A 17,364-nucleotide genomic window follows, 5' to 3' on the forward strand; every position below is an offset into this window, starting at 1 on the left:
GGTCACCGTCCACCGAGCCGGGAAGCGGGCAACCGTTCCTCGAGCCGCTGCAAGTCCGCGGCGAACTCGCCCAGCACGCGCGCACGGGCCAGCTCGACAGTCGCCGCCTGGCGCCGGGCGTCGCGTCGTTGCTCACCCACCGCCCTCGCCTCGTCCGTCGGCATACCCGCCATCCAGTCGAGAAACATCCCGACGACCTCACGCCCGGCCGACCCACCGACGACGTCCTGAAGCCTCCGGCCCAGCGTCGCGCCGGCCGGGAGATTCAGGAACGCCGTCATCGAGAACCGTGGCTCGTGCCGGGATCTGGCGTCCGCGGCGAGCTGTTGACGAGTGGCCGGATCGAGAGACTGCTCCACTTGCCGGAACAGGTCCGGAAGGATCGCGGTGAGCGGCACCTCGACGTTGGCCGGGTGGAGTTGGCCGTTCGGAAGCTTCAGGATCCGGCCGTCGGTGTCCATCTGGGCGAAGTCCGGGCCGACCGCGCTGACCGGGATCAGCCGGATGATCCGCCCCTCCCAGCTGTGCGTCTCGACGAGCGCGTTCAGCTGGGCAGTGTTCATCAGGGCATCGCGGACGAGGCTGAGCCGGAGGTTGTCATCGGCATCGACCGGCTCACCGAACCCGCGGATCAGGTCCCACTTGGTGAGAACGAAGTGGATCGGGCAGGTGGCGCCGGCCATCATTCCGGTCATCGGCTGGATCGAGCTGCGGAAGTAGCGTTGTCCGGCAGGTTCGCCGCGGAGGAACTGGAGGACCCGGTAGCCGTCCAGCATGCCGAGCAGCCCGTGGGCATTGCGGATCCGTGCTTCCAGATCGCTGAGGCCGGTCGAACCCGCTGCCTGCTGGGTTTCCAGCAGTTCGCCCGCATAGTCGAGATAGCTGATCGTGAACACCTGATGCTTGGTGCCACGGTCGAACGACATGCAGTCGAAGACGAGCTCCCGGGTCTCGCCCGTGCGCGTTCCCCGCGGCCACGGCTCGGCGGTGTCGCTCACCTCGTCGAACACCTTGCTGAGATAGATCCGCTGCGCGGCGGCCGTCTCCAGGAAGTACGAGCGAGTGGCGGTCGGAACGTTCACGGTGTGGAACATGCTCGACAGATAGACCGTCTTCCCCGACCCGGCGATGCCCAGGGCAACAACCCGGAAGTGCGGCATGGGGACCTGGCGGGCGGTGGCGGGCGGGGCAGCAGGTCGTCCGACCGGGGTTGCCTCGGCCACCGCGAAGACACGCTCCCGGAGCACGAAGGCGTGGATGCTGGCGGCGACGATCAACAGGATCAGGATCGCCGGGACGTTCAGTGCGAGGAATGCGACCAGGAGCGCGGCGTAACCGGCCGCGGCCAGCCACAGGGCGGCGTTCTTCAGTCGTACGGCGGCGTGAACGAAGGGCACGAAGGCCAGCAAACCCAACGACAGCAGGGGAATGAGCGCCCACAGGATCGAGCCGATCTCACGCCCGCCACTCCGCTGCGCGGCGACTGGCTGAGCCGTCGGCGGCGGCGCACCGCTTTCGACAGGACGTGGCTGGACCGGTTCGGTAGGACGAACCCCCGCCGGAGCCGTCCGAGCAGGATCCGGGTGCGGCCGGCCCGGCCTCGGAGCGGCAGCTGACACGCTCGCAGCCGGAGCCACTTGCGGCTCGGTAGGCGCTGGGCCCGGAGCGGGCTCGGTCGTTGCAACAGGTGCGCCACTCACAGCTGGCGCGTCCTGCACAGTCGGCGTCTCCTCCGTGGCCCGCACCTGCTCCCCCACCGATGGCGCCTGCGCGGACGGCAGATCCTCCGCAGCCGGTGGTTCCTCTGCGGACGGCACGTCCGCCGGAGCCGGTGGTTCCTCTGCGGACGGCACGTCCGCCGGAGCCGGTGGTTCCTCTGCGGACGGCACGTCCGCCGGAGCCGGTGGTTTCTGAGCGGGCGGCACGTCCTTCGCGGCCGGTGGTTCCTCGGCGGTCGGTGGTTCCTCGGGTGCCGCCAGCTGTTCGGCCGGGAGGACGGTCACGGTTACCGGGAGGTCGACTTCGCCGGTAGGGCCTTTGAGATTAAGGGTTCCGGTCCGGGTGGCACGGGTGTCGACGGAGATATCGAGGCCCTCGGGTGTCTCTTCGACGTGGATCCAGTCGTCCGATGCGTGCGGCGTACAGATCCTCGCGACCGGCGGGCCGAGCAACTGGAGAACGAGGTGCGGCGGCTCCGCGCCCGAAACGACCGGCTCGAACCGCAGCGCCGTCGCACTGGGACGGAGGGTCGCCTCCCGGACGGCCGCTTGCGCGGGCTCAGCGACGTACTGGATATCCGTCCGCGCGATCTCCACCAGCGCTTCGTGCGCCCCGACCGCCGCCGGCAAATTCTCGCTGAGCAGTCGCGACCGCAACTCACTGACCGCGCCAAGACGCGAGAACATGTTCGCGTCGGTCATCGCGGCCTGCAGATCCGCCGGAATCGGCTGTGGTTTGATCCGCCGCCGGCGACTTCTGGCCAGGTACAGCTCACCCTGCATCTCCACGTCCCGGCTGGGCGTCTGGTGCGGCGTCTGCGCACGAACCCGATCGAACACGTAGTCGTACAGCTCGTTCAGCGACACCCAACCGTCCTCGTCCCGGTCGGCGTCACCGGTCGCGAGCCCCTCCACCAGCGCGGTCGTGAACACGGACGGACGGCTGCTGTGGTCGTCGGCGAGCTCGTCGCCTTCGAACGCGTACTCGATCGAGTTCGACGCGGTGATGACCGCCCGACCCCGACCGCCGCCGACCCGATTGCCCGGAAAACTGTCCAGGACGTTGACATCTCCGGTCGACCGGACCGCGACGCCCTTGCCGAACGCCCCGCCGTAGCAGCAGTCCAGGAGCAGTACGACGCTGCGCGACCGGCTCGCCTGCATGCACCGCCGTACGAAGTCCGCCGAGATCGCGGTGGAACTCAGCCGGTTCGGCCGGGTGTTCCGGGCGGCGAAGAACAGTTCGCCCGACTCGCTCTTCAGGCCGTGGCACGAGAAGTGCAGCAACAGCACGTCGTCCGGCTGACTCTCCGCGAGCAGGTCCTCGATCCGCGTCTGGATGACGTACGACGGTTCGTTGCGAACCGTCTCTACGTCGAAGGCGCCGATCTGCCCGTCGCCGAGAACCCGCCCGAGCGCCTCGGCATCGGCGGCCGGCGACCTCAGATGCCGAAGCCCGTCGTGGTCGTACTCGTCGTTCGCGACGATCAGGGCTCTGCGCCGACCGTCCATTACTTGCCCCCGGGATCGGCGTGCCTGCTCACGAACAACTCGATCAGTCGCGTCTGCTCCGGGGCACTCACCTCCGAGAGCTCCAGTACGTCGCCGTCGAGCTCCAGCCGAACAGTCCGCTTGACGCCGTCGCCTCGCGCCAGCCAGTTCCTGATGACGGACACCACCTTGCGCACACCCTCCGTGGCTTCGCTGAAGGTGACCAGCAACCCGCCGATCGCGAGGAACTCGAGCGCCCTCGTGCCTGGTGGCGGCTCCCCCGCCGGCAGCGCCGTGACGTTGTCGACGTCCAGCTCCAGCAACTCCCGCCGCAGATAACCGGTCAGCTCGTCCAGACGCTCGGCATCCGCACCTGACTCGGCAAGCTGAACTTTCAGCTCCCCCACCATGGGCCCCCTTGCCTCCCGGGCGACGACCGCGTTGCGAAGCCCCTCCCCACACGCGCTGTCACCTCTGTGTTACTCAGGCTAGACCTCCAGCCACCCGCACCGCTACGTCGAGCCGGCGCTTATCCCTTGACGCCTGAGGCGACGACGCTTCGGACGAAGTGGCGCTGGGCGAACAGGAAGATGAGGAGCGCGGGAAGGACGTAGAGGGCCGCGGCCGCTGCTTGCACCGTGGGGATCGCGTTGCCGTGCGGATCGCGGTACCAGGCGGTGATGGCGACCGACAACGTCGTGTGGTCGACGTCGAGCAGGAGCGCCGGCGCGATGTAGTCGCCCCAGGTCCAGATGAAGGACAGCAGGAACGACGTGATCAGCACCGGTCGCGACAGTGGCAGGAAGATCCGCAGGAAGATCCGCGTCCAGCCGCACCCGTCGATGATCGCGGCGTCTTCCAGTTCGCGCGGGATCGCGGCGAAGAACTGGCGGAACAAGAAGATCAGGTACGGCGACGCCGCGAAGCCCCACAGCACCCACGGCCAGTACGTGTTCACCAACCCGAGCTTCGAGAACAGGACGTACGTCGGCAGCAGCGTCAGGATCTGCGGCAGCATCATCGTCGACAGCAGGACGAGGAACAGCCCACGCTTGCCGCTGCCGCGGAGTCTGGCGAACCCGAATCCGACGGCGGCGCTGGAGGCGGTGACAAGTACGGCGTACATGGTCGACAGGAACAGTGAGTTGACGGCGTACGCCGGGAAGTTGATGTCTGTCAGCGCGTGGACGAAGTTCCCCCACTGCGCCTGCCGGGGCAGGATGTGCGTCGGCACGGCGGCCCACTCGTCCCGGGTCTTCAAGGCCGCCAGCAGCAACCAGACGAAGGGCCCGACGAAGAGCACCGCGAGTGCCATCAGCAGGACGTAGATCGCCCCCGCACTCAGACGGAGCTTGACCAGCGGCAGCCGGTGGACAGCGGCGGATGCGGTACGGCGGTCGTGCACAGCACGTTCTCCTAACGGTCCGACTCGGTGTCGACCTCGTAGTGCACCCAGAGGCGACTGGATCGCTGGATGAGTAGCGTGAAGGCCAGGATCACCAGGAAGAACACCCACAGCATCGCCGACCCGTATCCGAACCGGTTGCTGGTGAAGAACTCCTGATACACCTGCACCATGTACAAGTGAGTGCTCCGCGGCACCTGTCCTACCCCGGCGATGCTGTTGGTCTCGGCCAGCAACAGCGGCTGTACGACGATCTGGAACGTCGCGATCACCCCCGTCACCACCTGGAAGAAGATGACCGGGGAGATCATCGGAACCGTGATGTGCCGAAACACCCGCCACCGGCCCGCGCCGTCGACGACCGCCGCCTCCTCCAGCTCGGCCGGTACGCCCTGCAGCGCGGCCAGCATGATGACCATGCCGCCCCCGAGGCCCCACAGCGTCAGGATGATCAGCGCATAGAAGGCCATGGGATCTATCAGCCACACGATCGGCTTGATCCCGACGACGTGCAGAAGCGCGTTCGCGATGCCGGCGTCCCGGTTCAGGACAAGCTTCCACATGATCGCCATCGCCACCACCGGAACCACCGACGGCAGGAAGAAGATCGTCCGCCACAGGCCGAGCGCCTTCAGCCGGCGGTTGAGCAGTACGGCGAGCCCGAGTGCGGCTGCGACGCTCAGCGGTACGGCGATTGCCGTGTAGGCGATCGTGCGCAGCAGAGCGTGCCACGCCTCGCTGTCGCCGAAGAGTTCGGTGTAGTTGCGGATCCCGACCCATCGCCAGCGCGGTGAGCTGCCGTCGAAGTTCGTCAAGCTCATCCCGAACGCATAGCCCAGCGGCACCACGGTGAGCAGGAGGAAGCCGAGCACCCAGGGCGAGACGAACAGGTAGAAGGATCGGTTCGAGTACCGCGACCAGCTGGTTCGGGCCATGTCGCGGTCAGCCGATCTGCTCTTTGCCCTGCTTGAGCACCTTGTTGACGTCGTCGGTGATCGCCTTGCAGGCGGCGTCGACCGTCGCCTGCTTCTTGATCGCTCTCTGCAGGTGCTTGTCCAGCGTGAGGTTCCAGGTATCCACGGTCGCGTACGGCGAGTCCGGCAGCGGCGCGCTGAACTGCAGCTCGTTCTGCGCCGTCTTGTACGCCTGCTTCTGGTACGGCAGATCCTGCGGCAGCTTCGGCAGCAGCGACTTCAAGGCAGGCAGGCCCCAGCCGCTCTTCGCGCGCTCCTCGGCAGGAGGCCCCGCCATGAAGTACTCCATCAGTTTCCACGCCTCGTCCTTGTGCTTCGACTTGGCGGGAATCCAGGCACCCATACCGGCGTACGTCGGACTCACCCGGTGATCCCCCATCACGGGCGCCGGCGCCATCCGGATCACCGGATGCAGAGCGGTCTCCTTGACGAAGTTGCCGCCGTACCAGTAGCCGTCCTGGCTGATCGCCATCCGTTTCGCCATGAAGGTGGACAGGTCGGCGCCGTCCGGCAGCGGATCGAGCGAGGACGGCCCGACGCCGGCCTGCGCGAAGTCGACGTACCACGCCACCGCCCGGCGGGCAGCCGCGCTGGTGAAGTCCGTCTCGGTCAGGTCGCCGTTGTAGATCTGTCCGCCCTGCTGCAGGATCATCGTCGCGAGCGGGGCGAACAGGTTCCACGCCCACTCCACTCCCAGGCCGTAGACCTTCGTCTTGCCGCCCTGCCTGCTGGTCAGCTTCTTGCCCACCGCAAGCAAGTCGTCGTAGCCGATCGGCTCGGTCTCGCTCAGGTGCGGGGACTTCGCCTGGTCGAACAGCTGGGCGTTGTACCACAGCGTCGCGTCCTGACTCCAGTCCTTCACGATCCCGTAGTACGAGCCCTGACCGATCTTGCTGCCGTCCCAGCGGAAGCTGTCGTTGACTCCCAGCAGATCGTCCTTCTTGAGCACCTGACTCTTCTCGAGGTACGGCGTCAGATCGGTCGCCAGCCCGCGCGCGTTGACGTTGGCGCTGCCGACGGCCGCACCGCGGACGAAGTCCGGTGGAGTGCCGGACGCGAGCATCGCGTTCAGCCGCGTGGCGTCGGTCTGCAGGAAGTTGATCCTGATCCCGGGATTCTTCGCCTCGAAGTCCGCGATGTGGTCCTTGGTCAGCTCGTTGTTGTTGTACATCACGGTCAGCGTGACGGTGCTCCCGCCGCCTCCGCCGCCGTTGCCGGGCGAGCTGCCCGACGAGTTGGCGTTGCAGCCGCTCAGCAGTCCCCCGGCGGCCGCGCCGCCGACGACAGCGGATGCCCCGCCGAGCAGTCGCCGCCTGCTGATCCGCGCCGATCCGTTCATCCCGACCTCCTCAGTCCGCGCTCCTGACTGGGAGCGCTCACAGTTTGTTGGCCGTCCATACCGCTGTCAATAGCTCGAAAACCTCGGATCCTCATGTCATGATGAGTGCCGTTTCTGTTCGCGCTCCCAGATCGGACACCTGTCGATGAGCATCGTCGTACCGGTTCATTCGGGATCGGCCGGCCGCGCCGAGCCAGTCCTGCCGCAGCTGACCGGCATCGCTTTCGGCGGCGACTACTACCCCGAGCAGTGGCCCGAGCACGTGTGGTCCGAGGATGTCCGGCTGATGCAGGACGCGGGGGTCAACCTGGTCAACGTGGGGATCTTCGCCTGGGCCCTGCTCGAGCCGTCTCCAGGAACGTACGACTTCGGGTGGCTGGACCGGGTTGTCGACCTGCTCCACGACGGCGGCATCTCGGTCAACCTGGCCACGCCCACCGCGGCCCCGCCGCCCTGGTTCTTCCGGCGCCATCCGCAGGCACGCCTCGTCGACCGTGACGGAAGGTTGCTCGGTGCCGGCGGCCGGCAGGCGTTCTGCCCGCATTCTCCCGAGTACCGGGAAGCCGCGATCGCCATCACCGAGCAGCTCGCGGCACGCTATGCGGGTCATCCCGCATTGACGATGTGGCACGTCCACAACGAGTACGGCGGCGCCAACACACACTGCCACTGCGCAACGTCGGCCGAGGCGTTTCGAGGCTGGCTGCGACGCCGCTATGTCCGCCTGGACAACCTGAACGACGCCTGGGGCACAACGTTCTGGGGGCAGCGCTACGGTGATTGGGCCGAGATCGAGCCTCCGCTCGCCTCCCCGATGGCGGTCAATCCGGCGCAGCAACTGGACTTCTTCCGGTTCAGCTCCGACACGCACCTCGACAACTACATTGCCGAGCGAGACCTCCTCCGCAGGCTCTCCCCCGGGGTTGCCGTGACGACCAACTTCATGATCAACAACTGCAAGTGGATCGACTACCGGCGCTGGGCCGCCGAGGTCGACGTGGTTGCCAACGACCACTACCTCTACGCCGAGCAGGCGGCCAACCACATCGAGCTCGCGATGTCGGCGGACCTGACCCGATCGGTCGCCGGCGGCCGCGGATGGTTGCTGATGGAACACTCGACGAGTGCGGTGAACTGGCAACCCCGCAACGTCGCCAAGCGTCCCGGTGAGCTGCGCCGCAACACCTTGAGTCACCTCGCTCGCGGCGCGGAGTCGGCACTCTTCTTCCAGTGGCGGGCCTCGCGCTTCGGCGGCGAGAAGTTCCACTCCGCGATGGTTCCGCACGGTGGCACCGGGACCCGGGTCTGGCGCGAGGTGCTTGCCCTGGGCACCGATATCTCCCGGCTCGGCGAACTCCGGGGCACTCGCGTCGTCGCAGATGTCGGGATCGCCTGGGACTGGCCGTCCTGGTGGGCGCTCGAGCTCGAGTGGCGTCCCTCCGTCGACCTCTCGTACCTCGACAGAGTCTCGGCGTTCTACGAGGCGACGTGGCGCTCGCACCTGACCGCCGACTTCGTCGACCCCGAAGGCGACCTCTCGCAGTACCCCGTCGTACTGGTACCGAGCCTCTACCTGACAACCCCGGCAGTTGCGGACAACCTGACGACTTACGTCCGCAACGGCGGCACGCTCGTGGTGTCGTACTTCTCCGGCATCGTCGACGGGAACGACGCCGTCCATCCGGGTGGCCACCCCGGGGCGTTCCGCGAGCTGCTCGGCCTGTCCGTCGAGGAGTTCCTGCCGCTGCGAGAAGGCGAGCGGGTCCGTCTCGACGACGGCTCCTGCGGCGACGTCTGGGCCGAAGACCTCGTCCTCGCCGGCGCGGAGGCCATTCGGCACTACACCGAGGGACCCGCCGCCGGGCAGGCCGCGATCACCCGTCACCGGCTCGGACGCGGAACGGCGTGGTACATCTCGACCCGCCTCAGCGCCCACGATCTCGCCGCCGTACTGCGCGACGCCGGCCTCCCGCCACACGCTGACGTGCCTGAAGACCTGGAGGTTGTACGACGTGTCGGGCCGGAGCACGAGTACCTGTTCGCCATCAACCACGGAGAGCGTGACGCCACGCTGGCCGGTGACGGCGACGAACTGCTCACCGGTGCGTCCTGCTCGGGCGATCTCGTCGTACCCGCGGGTGGCGTGCGAGTGGTTCGCACGCCTCGACGCAGAATGTGACCATGAGCTCCTCGAACGCTTCCCGCCGCCCGACCATGGAGGACGTCGCCGAAGTCGCCGGCGTGTCCCGGGGAACGGTCTCCCGCGTGCTCAACGGCGGCCACTACGTGTCCCCCGACGCGTTGACCGCCGTACAGCGCGCGATCCGCAAGACCGGGTACGTCGTGAACCAGCACGCGCGCAGCCTGGTCACCCAACGGTCGAACTCGGTTGCCTTCATCCTCTCCGACCCGCAGGACCGGCTGTTCGAGGACCCCAACTTCAACATCCTCCTGAAAGGCTGCACCCAAGCCCTGGCCGAGCGCGACATCACCTTGCTGCTCACCATCGCGGGCACCCAGGAGGACCGGCGGCGCGTCGGCCGCTGGGTCACCGCCGGGCATGTCGACGGCGTACTGCTGGTGTCCGAGCACGCCGGCAGCCCGCTGACCGACGAACTCCGATCCCGCGGGTTGCCGATCGTGGCGGCGGGGCGGCCGATCGGGCACGAGCGCGAGATCTCCTACGTAGCGGCCGACGACCGCGACGGTGCACGGCAGATGGTCAACTACCTGCGCTCCCGCGGCCGCCGGCGCATCGGCATCATCACCGGACCGACCGACACCCCCGGTGGCGTCGACCGGCTGGCCGGCTACCGCGACGTGATCGACGAACCGGACCCGGGACTGATCACCCACGGCGACTACACCCAGGCGTCCGGCGAGCGGGCGATGGCGGACCTGTTGGACCGCGCCCCCGACCTCGACGCCGTCTTCGTCTGCAGTGATCTGATGGCTCTCGGCGCGATCTCGACCCTGCACCGCGCGGGCAAGCGCATCCCACAGGATGTCGCGGTCGGCGGCTTCGACGATTCCAAGGTCGCCGTCAGCGCCGACCCGCCGCTGACCACCATCCGCCAGGATTTCACCCGCGTCAGCACCGAAATGGTCCGCCTCCTGCTCGACAGCATCGGCACCAACACCCGCTCCGCCGTCATCCTCCCCACCGAGCTCGTCATCCGCGAGTCCGCCTGACGCGACACACTCCGTGCGGTGCTGGACAGGTCCGAGTCATGAGTGAGCATTCACCGCCGGAGCGAGAGGCACGGTTCACCGGGCTGTTCGAGGCGACGTACGCCGACCTGGTCCGGTTCGCGCAGCGACGGGTATCCGACGAGCAGGCCGAGGACATCGTTGCCGAGGCGTTCCTGGTCGCCTGGCGGCGGACAGACGACGTACCGACGAGCCTGCCGGACGCGCGGGCCTGGCTGTTCGGCATCGCGCGGAACGTCATCCTCAATGTTCACCGCGGAGCGCGACGGCGGACGGCACTGGCTGTCCGGCTCAGCGAGACGACGACCGTCACCGCCGACAACTCCGAGCTCGTGGCCCGGCAGATCGATCTCGCGCGAGCGTGGGACAAGCTCTCCGGGGTTCATCAGGAGGCGTTGGCGCTCGCAGTACTCGACGACCTCACCGCACCCCAGGCCGCGGCTGTTCTCGGGATCTCCCCCGTTGCGTTCCGGTTGCGACTCAGCCGCGCCCGCCGAGCGTTGCGTGCATTCCTCGGACACCTGCCGGCCCATTCGCCCGAAAGGCAACTCTCATGACTCCTATCGACGAACTCCAGGTCCTCAAGAGCCTGGATCCGGCGAGCACCGACGCCGACCCGAACGGCCGGCGCGCGCAGGCCGATCTGCGGCGGATCCTTGCGACCGAACCCACACCGGTGCCTGCGCGCAAGCGGTCGGGTCCGCGGATTGCCGTGGCTCTCGCCTCGGTTGCTGCCGCGACTGCCGCTGTCCTTGTCCTGACCTCGGCCCTCGGCGGCGATCGCGCGTTCGCCACGTGGACCGCGACGCCGACGGGTCTGTCGGCAGGCGAGCGTGCCGACGCCGCCGATTCGTGCCGCAAGGAACAGAAGTCAGGCAGCCCCGAATACCGCGATCAGTTGTCCAAGGCGACCACCGCGATCGCGGAACGTCGGGGTGCGTGGACGCTCGTCGTCCTCGCGGACCGAAGTGGGTTCGGCGCGCTGTGCATCACCGACGACTCGCGGCACCTCTTCCGCAGCTACTTCGGTTCCATCGGCACAACGCCGGCGGCTGATCGCCCGGCGCCGCGCGCCCTCACCCCGACGAGCCTCGGCACCGGCTCGATCGACAACCACAGTCTGTCGGTAGCTGCCGGCCTCGCCGGAGCGGACGTCACAGCCGTCACCTACACCAGCCCGACCCGAGGCAAGATCACCGCAACGGTCAACGCCTCCCAGTTCGCTCTCTGGCTCCCCGGCGACGACCTGACAGACGCGAACCGAACCGGAGTCCCGGTCCAGGTGTCCTACCGAGACGGCACCACCACAACCCTCACCCTGCGCCTCTGAGCAGCGCGAGGATCTGTCGCGCCACGGAACGGGCGAGGGTGTGCCCGTCGCGTCGGCGATGGGCACACCCTCGGGGTCGGATCAGGCGGTGGTCGCGCGCCGCGGCAGCACCCAGTCCGGGCGTACGAAGTGGCACGTGTAACCGGCGGGGTACTTGACCAGGTAGTCCTGGTGCTCCGGCTCGGCCTCCCAGAACGGACCCGCAGGCTCGATCGTCGTCACCGCCTTGCCCGGCCACAGGCCCGACGCGTCGACGTCGGCGATCGTGTCGCGAGCGACCTCCTCCTGCTCCGGCGTGAGCGGAAAGATCGCCGAGCGATAACTGGTGCCGATGTCGTTGCCCTGACGGTTCACCGTCGACGGGTCGTGGATCTGGAAGAAGAACGCCAGGATGTCGCGGTACGTCGTCCGCGCCGGGTCGAAAACGATCTCGACCGCCTCTGCGTGCCCGGGATGATTGCGGTACGTCGCATGGTCGTTCTGCCCGCCCGTGTACCCGACACGCGTCTCGAGTACGCCGGGCTGCCGGCGAATGAGGTCCTCCATACCCCAGAAACACCCGCCGGCGAGGACGGCTGTCTCGGTGCCGGGCTTGCGGGTGACCTGCCCGGTGTCGTCGATTCCACTGGTCATGACGCATGCTCCTCTGTGCTCGTGATGTCGCTGGACGTGTCGGCCGTCTCGAACAGCGACCGATACTCGCCGTACCCCTGACTCTCCAGCTCGGAGACCGGGACGAAGCGCAGTGCGGCGGAGTTCATGCAGTACCGCTGGCCTCCCGCCGCGGCGGGGCCGTCATCGAAAACATGACCGAGGTGGCTGTCGGCTCCAGTGGACCGCGCCTCTGTGCGGGTCATCCACAGCGATCTGTCCGTGACTGTGCGAACTGCGTCCGACGCGATCGGCTTGGTGAAGCTCGGCCACCCGGTACCGCTGTCGTACTTGTCGGTCGACGAGAACAGCGGCTGTCCGGAGACAACATCCACATAGATCCCGGGCTCGTGGTTGTCCCAGTACTCGTTCCGGAATGCGGGTTCCGTCCCGTCCTTCTGCGTCACGCGGAACTGGCTGCCGGTGAGGCGACTGACCGCCTCCGGAGTCTTCCTGTAGTCGTGTGCCACGGTTCTCCTTTTCTGACGTCGCTGGCTGCGCCGTCACCGGTAACAACATCGCGGGCAGCTGATTTGGTCCCGGGTTCCGCAGAACGCGCTGTGACCGCGATCTCAGTCCAGATCGTGGTCCCGCACGGCGAGGCGACGGAGTCAGGGGGCGATCTCGAGCTTGGTGATGAGGCCGTCGGCGAGGGTGAACCGGTAGATGATGTCGACGACACCGCCGGGGAAGTCACCCTCCAGGTGATTGGTGACGACGTAGTGGGAGTCGTCGAACTTCTCGACGTGGCTGACCTCGACCGTATAGGTGTACTCGCTGGTCTCGGTCTCCCGCCAGCGGTGGATCTCGTCGTGACCGGTGTAGGTGGTGCCGTCGTCGTCGACCACCACGGCGTCCGTGGCGAAGGCGGCCAGCAGGTCGTGAGCGTTCGCCTTGTGCTGGGGATCGGCCTCGCGCAGGTACCTCGTGATCGCCGGCGGCAAATGCTTCGCCATCTCGGCGGCGGTCGGGTCGGGCGGGTGCTGGATAGTCATCAGGCGCCTTTCAACGTGAACGTGGTGCTGCCATGCATTGGCTGTGGTCCCATCGTCGTCACCCTCCTGGCCCGCCGAAGCGTTCGGTCCGCGCGCCGAGCTGTCAGCCGCACGTCAGTCGCCTTGATAGCGCTGCTCTTTCCACGGGTGTCCATAGTTGTGATAGCCGAACATCTCCCAGAAGCCGGGTTGATCTATGGGGCGCAGGTCCAGACCACGGACGCTCAGCGACGACATCTGCCAGCTCGCGCCACTCCCCACCAACTCGTCAAGGAACAGGTGCAAACCATGGGCGGCCGCTCCGACCACACTCCAGTGCAACTGCTTCCCGACCAGCGACAGATCGATCAGATCCTGCAGCACCAGCTGCAACTCCGAACCAACCGCCGCACGCTCGTTCGGATTCTCCAACGGCGGCAACTGCACCGAATTAGCAACAGCTTCCGTAGACATACCTCGTCAGTGTCACGCCCACCGCCATACCTTTCGTCCCCACCCAAACCAACCGCCGGAGCACACACGGCGCCCCGCGCTCGCGGACGCGGCTGAGTCGGCGCCGGCTGTGCTACCTCGGGCTCAGCTGCTTGGTTGTCATGACCGCAATGTCAAGTTGGGTTTGCCGGCTCCGACCTTGTTGCGAGTGCGCCGAAAGGACGGGTGACCAGCGAGGGCTGACCTCGCTGGGACGACAGAATCACCCGTGATCCTCGGCAGAGACCTAAGGATGACTATGCAGACCATTAGTCCGTTTCGTATCGACGTTCCTCAGCGTGAACTGGACGACCTTCGGCAGCGGCTGGATCGGGCCAGGTTCACCGAGGAGTTGCCGGATTCCGGGTGGGACTACGGCGTACCGGTTGCCTATGTCCGCGAGCTCGTCGCCCACTGGCGTACGGCGTACGACTGGCGCGCCTGGGAGGCCAGGCTCAACGCCTACCCGCAGTTCACGACAACGATCGACGGACAGCGGATCCATTTCCTGCATGTGCGATCACCGGAACCGGACGCGAGGCCGCTGATCCTCACCCACGGCTGGCCGGGCTCGGTCGCCGAGTTCCTCGACGTGATCGGACCGCTGACCGATCCGCGCGCACATGACGGCGATCCCTCGACGGCATTTCATCTGATCGTCCCTTCGCTGCCGGGATTCGGGTTCTCCGGACCGACAACCGAGCGCGGCTGGGGACCACGCCGGATCGCGGCCGCCTGGGCACAGCTGATGACCCAACTCGGGTACGAGCGCTACTGCCTGGCCGGCAACGACTGGGGAACCTTCGTCTCGCTGGACCTCGGCAGGATCGCGCCGGAGCGAGTCGTCGGTGTCCACGTGACGCAGATCTTCACAGGTCCGGCCGGTGAGCCGGGGGAGCTGGACAACCTCACCCACGACGAGCAGGCCGCACTCGACAACGAGCGGCAGTTCGAGCAGACCATGAGTGCGTACGGCGTACTCCAGACCCAGCAACCGCAGTCGCTCGCGCACGCGCTGGCGGATTCGCCGGTAGGTTTGCTCGGCTGGCACTGCCTGATCTACCGCGGGCGTCTGGACCCCGACTTCATTTTGACCAACGTGATGATCCACTGGCTCACCGGCACCGTCGCCTCGGCGATGCGCATCTACTACGAGTTCGCCCAACAGGACGGTCCCGCCGCCCCGACGACCGTACCGGTCGCTCTGGCCCAGTTCAGCGAGGACACCATGCCGATCCGTCGCTTCGTCCATCGCGACCACAAGAATCTCGTGTCGTGGAACGTCTTCGACCGTCCTGGGCACTTCGCCGCGACCCAGTCGCCGGACCTGTTGATCGCCGACATCCAGAACTTCTTCAAGCACCTGCCCGAGCGCTGAAGACGGGAAACGCTGCTCATCGTAGAGCTCTGCCGGTTCACTTCGATGCAATCCGGTCGAGGAGGAACCGCACCATGGTATCGATGACGTCGCCAAAGTATTGGCTGTTGCCAGGGTAGTGGAATCCATGCTCGGCGTCTTCGTACTCGAGTAGCGTGCACTCGTTGCCAGAGCGCACCATCGCGTCCCGGAACCGCCGCACGGAATCGATCGGCTCGACGTCGTCGCGGGTGCCGTGGTGGATCTGCATCGGCGGGTTCCCTGGTCGCACGAACTCGATCAGTGAGTAGTCGAGTAGCCTGCCCTCATCGATGCCTACCTGCTTTTCGAGGCGGCGCTGCGCGTCCGGCTCGAAGGTCCGCAGATCCAAGCCCGCAGGATTGAGGGCGACCACCGCCGCGACGGCGGGCTCCGACGCCGCAGTAGGCACGTCCGCGGCGGTCATCGCGGCAACAAGCGCGAGATGAGCACCTGCCGAACTGCCACCCGAGGCCAACTGCTGTGCTTCGAGCCCGCGCAACGCGGCCAGCCGCGCGAACTGCTCGACCGCGCGTCGAACATCAGCGATGCAGTCGTCGATGCCGGCAGCGCCACGAGAGAGCAGCCGGTACCCGGCCGAGACTGCGAAGATTCCGCGCGACGCCAGGTGCCGGCGCGCGGCCGTAGGTCTTCGCCCGGATCGAAGACCAGCAAGGGCAGCTCAGTGCCATCGGCGGCTTGATAGAGCACCGAGGACTCGCGACCGGCCGTACTCGGCGGATGCGTTGGATTGGTTCGGTGCTTCTGCGAAGCCTGTGAGGACGAACTCCCCGGCGAGCTGCCCACGGGCTCGCCCGGTGGTACGCAGCGGGTGCGTAGCGCTGGCTGACGGAGTGCACGTCTCCAGGTGTTACCAAGGGTCTCCGGTCCCCAGTTCCGCGAGATGCCGTTCATAGCTGGCGATCTTGCCATTCACCAGTTCGAGACAATCAAGCAGCTGCGCGATCTCTGCGGAGATATGTGAGCTGTGCTCGCGCAACACCTCGAGGCGCTCCGCCTCGTTCCCTTCGCCCCGCCGCACAAGTTCCGCCAGCCGCCGGATACTGGCCAGGGACATCCCGGAAGCCCGAAACTTGATGCAGTTCAAGATCCATTCGACGTCCGACGACCTGTACACCCTCCTGCCGGACCGGTCCCGGCTGATGGTGCCGGCGAGCAGGCCCTCGCGTTCATACAGCCGCAGCGCGTGAACACTCAACCCCGTTCGCTTCGCTACCTCGCCGATGCTCAGCATCTGACCGCTCATTCCTTCACCGTAACCGCTTGACCTAGACCAAGGTCTAGTACCTAGCTTGCTCGGCATGGCTGACAAATCTCATCTCCCCGATCACGACGCGCAGAGCACGGCGGTCGAGGTCATGTCAACGGTGGACCTCGCAGGCCGCTTGGCCTTGGTGACCGGGGGATACTCCGGTCTCGGGTTGGTCGCGACGCGCGAGCTTGCCCGTGCCGACGCACGTGTTGTCGTTCCCGCTCGACGCGCTGAGGCGGCAAAGCGGGCGCTGGACGGCCTCGACGGAATCGAGGTCGACGAGGTGGACCTCGCCGATCTCGCGTCCGTTCGCGCGTTCAGCCAACGGTTTCTGGACCGGCACGACCGGCTGGACCTCCTGATCGCGAACGCCGGGATCATGGCGTGCCCCGAGACGCGCGTCGGTCCGGGGTGGGAAGCACAGTTCGCGACCAACCACCTAGGACATTACGCCCTGACGTGCTTGCTGTGGCCCGCGCTCCGCTCCGCGGCAGGCGCTCGCGTCGTCTCGGTCGCTTCGGGATGGGACCCGGCCTGGTCCATTCGATGGCACGACGTTCAGTTCGAGCACGGATACGACAAATGGGCTGCCTACACGCAATCGAAGCTCGCCAACATCCTCTTCGCCCGCCACCTCGACCGGCTGGGTGCCCGGGCCGAGGTCCATGCCTTTTCTGTCAATCCCGGCTACATTCTCACACCGCTGCAACGGCATCTGGGCACCGACGAGATGGTTGCGGCCGGTTGGATCGACAGCAACGGCGTAGCCACACCAGGATTGTTCAAAACACCCGAAGAGGGAGCAGCCACGACGTTGTGGGCAGCCACGTCACCGATGCTCACTGCACACGGCGGCGCGTATTGCGCGGACTGCCGCGTGGTCGACGCCCAGGTCGACGAGGACGAAGCCCGGCGCCTGTGGTCGCTCTCAGAATCCATGACGGGCATCGGCCTGCCCGAGTGATCCCCGCCGGACCACGTCCCTGACCCACAGTCCGTCGTAAAGCAACGACGAGCCGGTGCGCACCGCGTAGCGACCCACCCCCGGGAACCAGTGTCAAGTTGTTGCCAGACGCAATAGCTGCGTACGACGGCCTGGAGGCGGTGTCGC

17 protein-coding genes are annotated in these 17,364 nt (G+C 67.0%); 6 read left to right on the forward strand and 11 right to left on the reverse strand.

Features of this window, described 5'->3' with window-relative positions:
* Nucleotides 1-2: 2 nt before the first annotated feature.
* The 5 genes from EV137_RS35030 to EV137_RS35050 all read right to left on the reverse strand — a co-directional run bounded on the left by EV137_RS35030 (nucleotide 3) and on the right by EV137_RS35050 (nucleotide 6,927).
* Nucleotides 3-3,230: a caspase family protein gene (locus EV137_RS35030; RefSeq protein ID WP_134132392.1), complete on the reverse strand. Its 3,228-nt coding sequence runs from the start codon at nucleotides 3,228-3,230 to the stop codon at nucleotides 3-5.
* Nucleotides 3,230-3,619 carry a hypothetical protein gene (locus tag EV137_RS35035; RefSeq protein ID WP_202871282.1) on the reverse strand — a complete coding sequence of 130 codons (390 nt, stop codon included), beginning with the start codon at nucleotides 3,617-3,619 and terminating at the stop codon, nucleotides 3,230-3,232. The genes EV137_RS35030 and EV137_RS35035 overlap by 1 nt, the downstream gene beginning before the upstream one ends.
* 119 nt (nucleotides 3,620-3,738) lie before the next feature.
* Nucleotides 3,739-4,614, reverse strand: coding sequence for a carbohydrate ABC transporter permease (locus tag EV137_RS35040; protein WP_202871283.1), 876 nt, complete (start codon nucleotides 4,612-4,614; stop codon nucleotides 3,739-3,741).
* Between the two features lie 11 nt (nucleotides 4,615-4,625).
* Nucleotides 4,626-5,549 (reverse strand): carbohydrate ABC transporter permease, encoded by a 924-nt coding sequence (locus EV137_RS35045; RefSeq protein ID WP_134132393.1) that lies wholly within the window; start codon nucleotides 5,547-5,549, stop codon nucleotides 4,626-4,628.
* A gap of 7 nt (nucleotides 5,550-5,556) precedes the next feature.
* The gene (locus EV137_RS35050; protein WP_134132394.1) at nucleotides 5,557-6,927 is read right to left on the reverse strand and encodes an ABC transporter substrate-binding protein; all 1,371 of its coding nucleotides are present in this window, start codon (nucleotides 6,925-6,927) and stop codon (nucleotides 5,557-5,559) included.
* A gap of 145 nt (nucleotides 6,928-7,072) precedes the next feature.
* Between EV137_RS35050 and EV137_RS35055 the strand changes: the two genes are divergently transcribed.
* From EV137_RS35055 to EV137_RS35070, 4 genes are read left to right on the forward strand one after another with little or no spacing between them, the layout of a single operon-like run.
* Nucleotides 7,073-9,106 carry a beta-galactosidase gene (locus EV137_RS35055; protein WP_134132396.1) on the forward strand — a complete coding sequence of 678 codons (2,034 nt, stop codon included), beginning with the start codon at nucleotides 7,073-7,075 and terminating at the stop codon, nucleotides 9,104-9,106.
* 2 nt (nucleotides 9,107-9,108) lie between these two features.
* The gene (locus tag EV137_RS35060; protein ID WP_202871284.1) at nucleotides 9,109-10,119 is read left to right on the forward strand and encodes a LacI family DNA-binding transcriptional regulator; all 1,011 of its coding nucleotides are present in this window, start codon (nucleotides 9,109-9,111) and stop codon (nucleotides 10,117-10,119) included.
* A gap of 38 nt (nucleotides 10,120-10,157) precedes the next feature.
* Complete coding sequence (locus EV137_RS35065; RefSeq protein ID WP_134132397.1) at nucleotides 10,158-10,694, forward strand: RNA polymerase sigma factor; 537 nt, start codon at nucleotides 10,158-10,160, stop codon at nucleotides 10,692-10,694.
* Complete coding sequence (locus EV137_RS35070) at nucleotides 10,691-11,467, forward strand: hypothetical protein (protein WP_134132398.1); 777 nt, start codon at nucleotides 10,691-10,693, stop codon at nucleotides 11,465-11,467. The genes EV137_RS35065 and EV137_RS35070 overlap by 4 nt, the downstream gene beginning before the upstream one ends.
* A gap of 81 nt (nucleotides 11,468-11,548) precedes the next feature.
* On the opposite strand, the gene msrA is transcribed toward EV137_RS35070, so the two are convergent.
* From msrA to EV137_RS41625, 4 genes are all read right to left on the reverse strand, one after another.
* Entirely contained in the window at nucleotides 11,549-12,100 is a 552-nt protein-coding gene (gene msrA, locus EV137_RS35075) for a peptide-methionine (S)-S-oxide reductase MsrA (RefSeq protein WP_134013119.1), read from the reverse strand.
* Complete coding sequence (gene msrB, locus EV137_RS35080) at nucleotides 12,097-12,588, reverse strand: peptide-methionine (R)-S-oxide reductase MsrB (protein ID WP_134132400.1); 492 nt, start codon at nucleotides 12,586-12,588, stop codon at nucleotides 12,097-12,099. Before msrB ends, msrA begins: the two co-directional genes overlap by 4 nt.
* 141 nt (nucleotides 12,589-12,729) lie before the next feature.
* Nucleotides 12,730-13,113 (reverse strand): nuclear transport factor 2 family protein, encoded by a 384-nt coding sequence (locus EV137_RS35085; protein WP_134132402.1) that lies wholly within the window; start codon nucleotides 13,111-13,113, stop codon nucleotides 12,730-12,732.
* Nucleotides 13,114-13,227: 114 nt separating this feature from the next.
* The gene (locus EV137_RS41625) at nucleotides 13,228-13,566 is read right to left on the reverse strand and encodes a hypothetical protein (RefSeq protein ID WP_238175766.1); all 339 of its coding nucleotides are present in this window, start codon (nucleotides 13,564-13,566) and stop codon (nucleotides 13,228-13,230) included.
* A gap of 277 nt (nucleotides 13,567-13,843) precedes the next feature.
* Here EV137_RS41625 and EV137_RS35095 point away from each other — a divergent pair, with 277 nt between their 5' ends.
* Nucleotides 13,844-14,962, forward strand: coding sequence for an epoxide hydrolase family protein (locus EV137_RS35095; protein ID WP_202871285.1), 1,119 nt, complete (start codon nucleotides 13,844-13,846; stop codon nucleotides 14,960-14,962).
* Nucleotides 14,963-14,999: 37 nt separating this feature from the next.
* On the opposite strand, the gene EV137_RS35100 is transcribed toward EV137_RS35095, so the two are convergent.
* A complete protein-coding gene (locus tag EV137_RS35100; RefSeq protein WP_134132406.1) occupies nucleotides 15,000-15,608 on the reverse strand; it encodes an alpha/beta hydrolase in 609 nt (202 codons plus the stop codon).
* 243 nt (nucleotides 15,609-15,851) lie between these two features.
* Nucleotides 15,852-16,247, reverse strand: a complete 396-nt coding sequence (locus EV137_RS35105) for a MerR family transcriptional regulator (protein WP_134132407.1) — start codon at nucleotides 16,245-16,247, stop codon at nucleotides 15,852-15,854.
* Between the two features lie 55 nt (nucleotides 16,248-16,302).
* Here EV137_RS35105 and EV137_RS35110 point away from each other — a divergent pair, with 55 nt between their 5' ends.
* Entirely contained in the window at nucleotides 16,303-17,217 is a 915-nt protein-coding gene (locus EV137_RS35110) for an SDR family NAD(P)-dependent oxidoreductase (RefSeq protein ID WP_134132762.1), read from the forward strand.
* Nucleotides 17,218-17,364 lie beyond the last annotated feature (147 nt).

Source organism: Kribbella pratensis (assembly GCF_004366075.1).
GTDB classification, from domain to species: domain Bacteria; phylum Actinomycetota; class Actinomycetes; order Propionibacteriales; family Kribbellaceae; genus Kribbella; species Kribbella pratensis.

Coding starts and splice junctions, on each gene's coding strand:
- EV137_RS35070 (WP_134132398.1), top strand. CDS start 10,691: ATGACTCCTATCGACGAACTCCAGGTCCTCAAGAGCCTGGATCCGGCG.
- EV137_RS35045 (WP_134132393.1), bottom strand. CDS start 5,549: ATGGCCCGAACCAGCTGGTCGCGGTACTCGAACCGATCCTTCTACCTG.
- EV137_RS35060 (WP_202871284.1), top strand. CDS start 9,109: ATGAGCTCCTCGAACGCTTCCCGCCGCCCGACCATGGAGGACGTCGCC.
- EV137_RS35050 (WP_134132394.1), bottom strand. CDS start 6,927: ATGAACGGATCGGCGCGGATCAGCAGGCGGCGACTGCTCGGCGGGGCA.
- msrA (WP_134013119.1), bottom strand. CDS start 12,100: ATGACCAGTGGAATCGACGACACCGGGCAGGTCACCCGCAAGCCCGGC.
- EV137_RS35105 (WP_134132407.1), bottom strand. CDS start 16,247: ATGAGCGGTCAGATGCTGAGCATCGGCGAGGTAGCGAAGCGAACGGGG.
- EV137_RS35085 (WP_134132402.1), bottom strand. CDS start 13,113: ATGACTATCCAGCACCCGCCCGACCCGACCGCCGCCGAGATGGCGAAG.
- EV137_RS41625 (WP_238175766.1), bottom strand. CDS start 13,566: ATGTCTACGGAAGCTGTTGCTAATTCGGTGCAGTTGCCGCCGTTGGAG.
- EV137_RS35035 (WP_202871282.1), bottom strand. CDS start 3,619: ATGGTGGGGGAGCTGAAAGTTCAGCTTGCCGAGTCAGGTGCGGATGCC.
- EV137_RS35095 (WP_202871285.1), top strand. CDS start 13,844: ATGCAGACCATTAGTCCGTTTCGTATCGACGTTCCTCAGCGTGAACTG.
- EV137_RS35065 (WP_134132397.1), top strand. CDS start 10,158: ATGAGTGAGCATTCACCGCCGGAGCGAGAGGCACGGTTCACCGGGCTG.
- EV137_RS35055 (WP_134132396.1), top strand. CDS start 7,073: ATGAGCATCGTCGTACCGGTTCATTCGGGATCGGCCGGCCGCGCCGAG.
- EV137_RS35110 (WP_134132762.1), top strand. CDS start 16,303: ATGGCTGACAAATCTCATCTCCCCGATCACGACGCGCAGAGCACGGCG.
- EV137_RS35030 (WP_134132392.1), bottom strand. CDS start 3,230: ATGGACGGTCGGCGCAGAGCCCTGATCGTCGCGAACGACGAGTACGAC.